We start from the raw sequence: 7,606 nt of genomic DNA, 5'->3' as shown, positions 1-7,606 counted from the left end.
GCACCACATTGCCCACATCGACCTTACGCGATACGATCTTGCCGCCGACGCGGAAGCCGAGGCGGGATTCGACGCGCGGGCGCACTTCACCGGAAAATTCGGCGTTGACGTCAATATCGCTGCTCTGAACGGTCATGACGCGGACCGGGCGGATCTCCTCAGTCTTCTCGGCGGGCTTGGAACAGGCGGCCAGCAACAGGGTCGCGGCCAGGGCCATTGGAAGATTTTTTGCGACAAACACGATGTATTTCCTTCACGGGATGTCAGATTGCCATTATTATTTTCGTTCCGGGAAGTAAATGACTTTCCGGTTAGGTAAAAATTATAGTTGGGTCAACCAGTTTTGAAAATGACTTTCGCGTCATTTATATTAGAATCCGTCCTCTATGCCCGTTGACCATTACGAGAACTTCCCTGTTGCTTCGGTTTTGCTGCCGCGCCGCCTGGTTCCTGCCGTCGAAGCGATTTACGCTTTCGCCCGCAGCGCCGACGACCTGGCCGATGAAGGCGACGCCACGCCGGAACAGCGCCTGACCGCGCTAACGGCCTATGAAGAATCCCTCGCCCGCATCGAGCGTGGCGAAGATGGCCTGGACCCGATGTTCACGCGCCTGGCCGCCACCATCGCCAAGTACGCGCTGCCGATGCGGCCCTTCTACGATCTGCTGTCTGCCTTCAAGCAGGATGTGGAAGTCACCCGCTACGCCAGTTATGAGGCCCTGCTCGATTACTGCGCCCGCTCCGCCAATCCGGTGGGCTTGCTGATGCTACACCTGTATGGCCAGGCCGACGAAGAGAATGTGCGCGATTCCGACGCCATCTGCTCCGCCCTCCAGATCATCAACTTCCTGCAGGACGTGGCGATCGACGAGCAAAAAGAGCGCATCTACATTCCGATGGAGGACCTGAACCGCTTCGCCATCCTGCCCGCCCACATGAACCGCGCCGACAACGTCGCCAAATGGCGCGCCATGATGAAATTTGAAGTCGAACGCGCACGTGCCTTAATGCTCAGCGGTGCGCCACTGGCTCTGCGCCTGAAAGGCCGCATCGGCCTGGAACTGCGCCTGGTAGTACAGGGCGGCCTGCGCATTCTGGAGGCGATCGAGGAGAACGAATACGACGTTTTCCGCCGCCGTCCCAAACTCGAAAAACGGGACTGGATCAAAGTTTTATGGCGTGGGCTTCGGATGAAGCGATCTTCCCTATAGAATAGCGGCTTTGACATCCTTGCCTGAGTGACCATGTCCCCAGACGAATACTGCCAGCAGAAAGCCGCAGCCAGCGGTTCCAGTTTTTATTACAGCTTCCTGTTCCTGCCGCCGGAACGCCGGAAAGCGATCACGGCGCTGTACGCGTTCTGCCGCGAAGTGGACGACACGGTCGATGAATGCACCGACGAATCCCTGGCCCGCATCAAGCTGGCCTGGTGGCGCAACGAAATCGCGCAAATGTACGAGGGCAAGCAAAGCCACCCCGTCACACTTGCGCTGCAGCCGCATCTGAAGAACTACGACCTGAAACAGGAACATATGCAGGCCATCATCGATGGCATGGAGATGGACCTGAATCAGACCCGCTATCTGGACTACGCCGGCCTGGCCAAATACTGCTGGCACGTAGCCAGCGTGGTGGGCATTCTTTCTGCCAGCATCTTTGGCGTGACGCGTCCGGAAACCTTGCAGTACGCGGAAAAACTGGGCCTGGCTTTCCAGCTCACGAACATCATCCGCGACGTGGGCGAAGATGCGCGCAAAGGCCGCATCTACCTGCCGATCAACGAACTGCAGCAGTTCAACGTGACCGCAGCCGATCTGCTGAATGCCCGCGAAACCGAGAACTTCCAGAAGCTGATGGCCTTCCAGGCCGATCGCGCGCAAAAGGCTTACGACGAAGCGTTTGCCCTGCTGCCAAAAGAAGACCGCCGCGCACAACGTCCGGGCCTGATCATGTCCGCCATCTACCGCACGCTCCTGAACGAAATCCAGGAAGACGGCTATCACGTGCTGAAGCAGCGCATCTCGCTGACGCCGATCCGCAAACTGTGGCTGGCCTGGAAGACCTGGGTCCGTGGCTAAGCATGTAGCCGTCGTTGGCGGCGGCTGGGCCGGTTTCACCGCTGCGGTGGAACTGTCGCAGGCCGGCCATCAGGTCACCGTGTTCGAAGCCGCCCGCACGCTCGGCGGCCGCGCGCGCCGCATCTCCACCGATCGGCGCGACCTCGATAACGGCCAGCACATCATGCTGGGAGCTTACGCCGAAACGCTGCGCATGATGCGCTGCGTCGGCGTGGACCTCAACACCGCCGTGCTCACGCTGCCGCTGCAAATGCGCTACGTGCCCGGCAATGGCGGTATGGACTTCGTCGCGCCACGCCTGCCCGCGCCGCTGCACGTGGGCCTGGCCTTGCTGCGCGCAAAAGGCCTGAACCGCCAGGATAAATTGAGCCTCGCTCGCTTTTCGACCACCGCACGCTGGATGGGCTGGAAGCTCACCACCGATTGCAGTGTGGCTGAATTGATGGAGCGCTTCGATCAGACCGCGCGCCTGATCCAGCTGATGTGGCGTCCGCTCTGCCTGGCGGCGCTGAACACGCCGCCGGAACGCGCCTCCGCCAACGTTTTCCTCGCCGTGCTGCGCGACAGCCTTGGTGCCAGGCGCGCCGCGTCGGACATGCTGATTCCGCGCGCCGACCTGTCCGCCCTGTTCCCCGATGCCGCCGCCAAATGGCTGCAGGAACGGGGCTGCACCGTGCGTATGGGCGCCAAGGTCGCCGGCGTACTGCGCGCCAACGGCGCCGACAGCGCGGGCAATGCCGAAGCCCAGGGCCGCGCATGGCGCGTGGACGCCAACGGTTCCGCCGTCGGCGGCAACTGGACTTCCTATTACGATGCCGTGGTGCTGGCCGGTTYGCCCGCTGCCACGGCCGTCCTGCTGCACCAGCATGCCGAAACGGCAAGCCTGGCCGAACAACTCACGGCCTTCGAGCCGGAACCGATCACCACCTGCTACCTGCAATACGGCCCGGAGATCGGCCTCGATCTGCCTTTCTTCGCCCTGATTGACGATCCTACAACGCATCGCTGGGGCCAGTTCGTGTTCGACCGTGGCCAACTGGACGCCACGCAGAAAGGCCTGCTGGCCGTGGTCATCAGCGCCTCCAGTTCGGCAGCCGGTGAAGGCCACGATTTGCTGGCCGAGGCAGTCGCGGTCCAGCTGGCGGAAGTGTTCCAGCGCCCGGAACTGGGCCGCCCGGAATGGTTCAAAGTGATCACCGAAAAGCGCGCAACCTATGCCTGCACGCCGGATCTGGCCCGTCCTGACAACGCCACCGCGCTGGAAGGCCTGGTTTTGGCGGGCGATTACACGGCGGGCGAGTACCCGGCGACCATCGAAATGGCCGTCCGCAGCGGCATGTCGGCAGCCCAATCCCTGCAAACGGTACTGCGCTGATGCTCCGGCTGTCCCTGAATACGGTCGCCTGCTCCGCCAAAACTGCAGCCTGTCGCATACCGGTCGCAGCTCGCGCTACAAATCCGTACATTTGCACAATGGAGTCATGGAACGTTGGAGTTGTTAATGGGCAAGTACGAATACCTTGAAGCATTGAAGAAAGCCATGGCAGGCCTGCCGCCGGAAACGGTCGCGCGCACCCTGGCCTTCTACGAACAGCGCTTCATCGATGGCCTGGCCGCGGGCCGCACCGAGCAGGAAATCGCTGCGGATCTGGATGAACCGCGCAAAATCGCCATGACCCTGCGGGCCAACGTCCACCTCAACGCATTCGAGCAGAAACGCAGTCCGGTCAATGCTGCGCGCATGCTGGTGTCCCTTATCGGTCTGGCCATCTTCAATCTGTTCATGGTCATTCCGGCAATGGTGTACGCCGCCCTGTTGATGGCTGTCTACGCCAGCGCCTTTGCTTTCTATGTCGGCGGCATTGCCATCACGGCAAGCGGCCTGGCCGGCGCCAATGAGCTGGTGCTGAGCGGCCCCTTCCAGCATCTCGTCACCTACGACGACGACGGCAGCAGCGATCCTGATGTGCGCATGCAGACCAAGGTGTCCATCGGCAGTACCGGCATCCAAGTGTTCCAGGAACCGTCGCCAAGCTTGAAAGCGCAGCTGGAGGGCGAAACCAGTAACTCCGAGCGCCTGCTGGACAGCGCCGAAGCCGTGGCCGACAGCGGCGTACGCATCTCGACCGACCTGGATAGCGCCTCCCGCACCACCCAGACCGCCATCGGTGCGGGCATTGTCCTGATGGGCATCATGCTCAGCCTCCTGAGCATCGTCATTACCAAATTCACGATCGTCGGCATCAAGCGCTATGTGCAGATGAACTTCGCGCTGCTGAAAGGAGATCGCAAATGAGCATTCGATCCCTCGTTAAAGTCGCCATCAGCATGCTGCTGCTGGCCGTCGTGCTGACGGGCGTTTCCTACGGCGCCCTGCGCGCCAACGGCATCGCCAATCCGACCAGCGCGGCAGGCCGCGCGCCGCGCACCGAAATCCGCGAAATCGGCGCCGGCATCACCATGGTGGAGCTGGTTGGCCCCATCGATCTGACGTTGAAGCAAGGCGATGTGCCGTCGCTGAAGGTGCGCGGCGAACAGCGGCTGCTGGRCAATATCGATACCACGCAGGACGGCAGCACCCTGCGCATCGGCACCAAAGGCATGCTGTTCCATCATCGCCGCCCGATTCAGGTTGAGCTGATTTTGCCTTCGCTGCAGGAACTGGTGGTGAATGGCAGTGGCGAGAGCACTGTGAATGGCTTCAATGGCGAGAAACTGGCCCTGCAATTGCAGGGCTCCGGCAACCTGACCTTCAATGGCCGCTATCGCGAAGTCGATGCGGGCGTGCACGGCAGCGGTGATCTGAATCTGAATACCGGCACCAGCGAGAAAGTGGCGCTGGAAATGGTGGGCTCCGGCGCGATTACGTCGAGCGGCAGCTGCAAGGAATTGAGCGCTGAACTGACCGGCTCAGGCGATCTGGATGCACAGCACATGGCGTCCGACGCCGTGACCGTCAAGCTGGACGGCTCCGGCACCACCAACGTCTTCGCCCGCCAGAGCGCAGATGTGACGGTGCGCGGCAGCGGGGATATCAGGGTGTATGGCAATCCCGGTGATCGAAACGTGAGCCGCTCGGGCTCAGGCAGCGTGACGTGGGAGCGCTGAACACCCGAGGCAGAAACCAGGTGGCAGCCACGAGGTGGCTGCCACCAGCTTCACGCCCTTGGTTCTGATAACCACCGCGCCGCATCGTGCGCAGCGGCCAGGCCGCTGGCAAAGCAGGCAGTGAGCAGATATCCGCCCGTCGGCGCTTCCCAGTCCACCATCTCCCCCGCAACGAACACCCCCGGCACCGCGCGCAGCATGGTGCCGTCGAGTGCCTCAAACTTCACCCCGCCCGCGCTGCTGATCGCTTCATCGACCGGACGCGGCGCCTGCAAGCGCACGGGCAGCGCCTTCAGCGTACGTGCCACGCAGTCGACATCATGGAATTCATCCTTACTGAGCACCTCATGCAGCAGCCCTGTCTTCACGCCCTTGATATGCAGGCGGCTCTGCAAATGGCTCGACATCGAGCGCGAACCGCGCGGATGGCTCAGCTCATCCAGCACGCGCTGCGGCGGCAGGTCCGGCAGCAGATCCAGCTCGATCACGGCACTGCCCTCGGCCGTGATGCGATCACGCAGCCCCGCCGACAGCGCATAAATCAAACTGCCCTCGACACCCGTCGCGGTCACCACGAACTGCCCCTTCTTGCCACCGATAGCAACGGTAGTCAGCGGCTGCCCCGCATATTTGGAAGCGAAATGTTCGCTCCAGCCCACATCGAAGCCGCAATTCGCTGCCTGCAGCGGCGCCACCTCGACGCCGCGCTCGGCCAGCACCGGCGCCCACGCGCCATCGGAGCCCAGCCGCGCCCAACTCGCGCCACCCAGAGCCAGCACGGTGGCATCGGCGCGCACAGCGATCTCGCCCTGCGGCGACTCAAAGCGCAACGCGCCGTCGTCCGCCCAGCCAATCCAGCGATGGCGCTGATGGAAGTGGACGCCGCTTTCGCGCAGCTTGTGCAGCCAGGCGCGCAGCATTGGCGCCGCCTTCATCTCGGTCGGGAACACACGGCCGGACGTGCCGACAAAAGTATCGATGCCCAGGCTATGCACCCAATCGCGCACCTGCTGCGGCCCGAACGCATCCAGCATCGGACGCAGCTCACCCGCTCGAGCGCCGTAGCGCGTCACGAAGCGCTCGTAATCCTCGGCATGCGTGATGTTCATGCCGCCGCGTCCCGCCAGCAGGAACTTGCGGCCGACGGACGGCATGGCGTCGTACACGTCCACGCGCAGACCGGCCGCAGCCAGCTCCTGTGCCGCCATCAGGCCCGCAGGCCCGCCGCCGATCACGGCCACCGATTGTTGATTTCTGCTCATAAGGGGAAGCATTGTATACTGGCCCCACCACAATGAGGAGGCTTCGATGGGCGCTGCATTCTGGATCAAACGCTATCTGATGGCCGCTGCGCCGCTGTTCGGCATTCTCGCGCTGGTCGAATATGCCAAAGAGTCGGCAACCGCCGCGGATTACCTCAGTGCCGCCGCCTGGGCCGCCAGTGCGGCAGCCATCTTCGTTGGCGCGGCTTACCGCCGCTTTAAAAAGGCCATGAGCTGCTCGGCCTGTGAGGATATTTCAAAGCGCCGGACGGCGGATCAATGATCCGCCCTACCCGCCCGTTACCGGCGGGAAGAACGCCACTTCGGCGCCGCTGGCGATAGCAGTCTCCGGGCCGCACATGGCCTGGTTGCAGGCCATGCGCAGCGCACGGCCTTCGGCCAGCGCTTCCGCCCACGGCGCGCCGCGCTGGATCAGCCAGGCGCGTACGCCGCCAACCGTATTCACGCCTTCCGGCAGCGACACGCGCTCACTCGGCTGGCCAATGGCTTCCCGCACACTGGCGAAGTATTTCAGGGTGATGTCCATCTCAGTGCAGCAGTTCGGCAAATGGAATAAAGCGTACGACGTCGCCGGCCTGGATGGCCTGGGCCGGCGGATTGTCGATCAGGCCATCGCCCCACACGGTTGACGTCAACACGCCGGAGCTCTGGTTCGGGAACAGATCCAGTCCGCCGTTCTCATTGATTTTCACGCGCAGGAATTCGTTGCGGCGGTCCGGCTTAGCCCAGCTGAAGTCGGCACGCATGRCAAAGCTGCGCGGCGCCAGAGTTTCGGATACGCCCTGCAGTTTCAGGATAAACGGCCGCACGAACAGCAGGAAGGTAATGAAGCTCGACACCGGATTGCCCGGCAGGCCGAGGAAGAATGCGTTCTGTACTTCGCCGAAGGCCAGCGGCTTGCCCGGCTTGACGGCGATCTGCCACATATTCAGCTTGCCTTCCGCTTCCACGGCAGGCTTGATGTGATCTTCCTCGCCGACGGAGACGCCGCCGGAGGTGATGATCAGGTCATTACCATCGGCAGCCTTGCGCAGAACAGCGCGGGTAGCGTCCAGCGAATCCGGCACGATGCCGAAATCGCTGATTTCGCAGCCCATGTTTTCCAGCAGCGCACGCAGCGTGAAACGGTTGGAATTG

Annotated in this window: 9 protein-coding genes and 1 pseudogene; 6 read left to right on the top strand and 4 right to left on the bottom strand. The window is 62.6% G+C overall.

Annotated elements, in window-relative coordinates:
* Nucleotides 1–217 (bottom strand): annotated as a pseudogene (locus tag AB4Z11_RS16735) (efflux RND transporter periplasmic adaptor subunit); the annotation flags it as partial.
* A gap of 169 nt (nucleotides 218–386) precedes the next feature.
* On the opposite strand from AB4Z11_RS16735, the gene hpnC reads away from it, so the two are divergent.
* From hpnC to AB4Z11_RS16710, 5 genes are all read left to right on the top strand, one after another.
* Nucleotides 387–1,211 (top strand): squalene synthase HpnC, encoded by an 825-nt coding sequence (hpnC, locus tag AB4Z11_RS16730; RefSeq protein WP_442026371.1) that lies wholly within the window; start codon nucleotides 387–389, stop codon nucleotides 1,209–1,211.
* Between the two features lie 33 nt (nucleotides 1,212–1,244).
* Nucleotides 1,245–2,078: a presqualene diphosphate synthase HpnD gene (gene hpnD, locus AB4Z11_RS16725; protein ID WP_442026370.1), complete on the top strand. Its 834-nt coding sequence runs from the start codon at nucleotides 1,245–1,247 to the stop codon at nucleotides 2,076–2,078.
* Nucleotides 2,071–3,453, top strand: a complete 1,383-nt coding sequence (hpnE, locus tag AB4Z11_RS16720; RefSeq protein WP_442026369.1) for a hydroxysqualene dehydroxylase HpnE — start codon at nucleotides 2,071–2,073, stop codon at nucleotides 3,451–3,453. The genes hpnD and hpnE overlap by 8 nt, the downstream gene beginning before the upstream one ends.
* Nucleotides 3,454–3,579: 126 nt before the next feature.
* Entirely contained in the window at nucleotides 3,580–4,374 is a 795-nt protein-coding gene (locus tag AB4Z11_RS16715; protein ID WP_442026368.1) for a DUF1700 domain-containing protein, read from the top strand.
* Nucleotides 4,371–5,186, top strand: coding sequence for a head GIN domain-containing protein (locus tag AB4Z11_RS16710; protein WP_442026367.1), 816 nt, complete (start codon nucleotides 4,371–4,373; stop codon nucleotides 5,184–5,186). Before AB4Z11_RS16715 ends, AB4Z11_RS16710 begins: the two co-directional genes overlap by 4 nt.
* A 50-nt stretch (nucleotides 5,187–5,236) precedes the next feature.
* On the opposite strand, the gene AB4Z11_RS16705 is transcribed toward AB4Z11_RS16710, so the two are convergent.
* Nucleotides 5,237–6,448 carry a TIGR03862 family flavoprotein gene (locus AB4Z11_RS16705; RefSeq protein ID WP_442026366.1) on the bottom strand — a complete coding sequence of 404 codons (1,212 nt, stop codon included), beginning with the start codon at nucleotides 6,446–6,448 and terminating at the stop codon, nucleotides 5,237–5,239.
* Between the two features lie 46 nt (nucleotides 6,449–6,494).
* On the opposite strand from AB4Z11_RS16705, the gene AB4Z11_RS16700 reads away from it, so the two are divergent.
* Entirely contained in the window at nucleotides 6,495–6,731 is a 237-nt protein-coding gene (locus AB4Z11_RS16700; protein ID WP_442026365.1) for a hypothetical protein, read from the top strand.
* 6 nt (nucleotides 6,732–6,737) lie between these two features.
* Here the strand turns inward: AB4Z11_RS16700 and moaD are convergent, their stop codons facing one another.
* Nucleotides 6,738–6,995 carry a molybdopterin converting factor subunit 1 gene (gene moaD / locus AB4Z11_RS16695; RefSeq protein ID WP_442026364.1) on the bottom strand — a complete coding sequence of 86 codons (258 nt, stop codon included), beginning with the start codon at nucleotides 6,993–6,995 and terminating at the stop codon, nucleotides 6,738–6,740.
* A 1-nt stretch (nucleotide 6,996) separates the two neighbouring features.
* Nucleotides 6,997–7,606 (bottom strand): molybdopterin molybdotransferase MoeA (locus AB4Z11_RS16690; protein WP_442026363.1); only part of this gene is annotated, 610 nt, incomplete at its 5' end.

Source organism: Pseudoduganella sp. RAF53_2, from assembly GCF_052113985.1.
Lineage (GTDB): Bacteria > Pseudomonadota > Gammaproteobacteria > Burkholderiales > Burkholderiaceae_D > Rugamonas.
Note: the sequence above shows the minus strand (reverse complement) of the source record. Positions and strands in the feature narration are given on the sequence as shown.

What these genes read in the sequence shown, in the direction of transcription:
- hpnC (WP_442026371.1), top strand. Translation starts at nt 387, where the DNA reads ATGCCCGTTGACCATTACGAGAACTTCCCTGTTGCTTCGGTTTTGCTG.
- hpnD (WP_442026370.1), top strand. Translation starts at nt 1,245, where the DNA reads ATGTCCCCAGACGAATACTGCCAGCAGAAAGCCGCAGCCAGCGGTTCC.
- AB4Z11_RS16715 (WP_442026368.1), top strand. Translation starts at nt 3,580, where the DNA reads ATGGGCAAGTACGAATACCTTGAAGCATTGAAGAAAGCCATGGCAGGC.
- AB4Z11_RS16705 (WP_442026366.1), bottom strand. Translation starts at nt 6,448, where the DNA reads ATGAGCAGAAATCAACAATCGGTGGCCGTGATCGGCGGCGGGCCTGCG.
- AB4Z11_RS16700 (WP_442026365.1), top strand. Translation starts at nt 6,495, where the DNA reads ATGGGCGCTGCATTCTGGATCAAACGCTATCTGATGGCCGCTGCGCCG.
- moaD (WP_442026364.1), bottom strand. Translation starts at nt 6,995, where the DNA reads ATGGACATCACCCTGAAATACTTCGCCAGTGTGCGGGAAGCCATTGGC.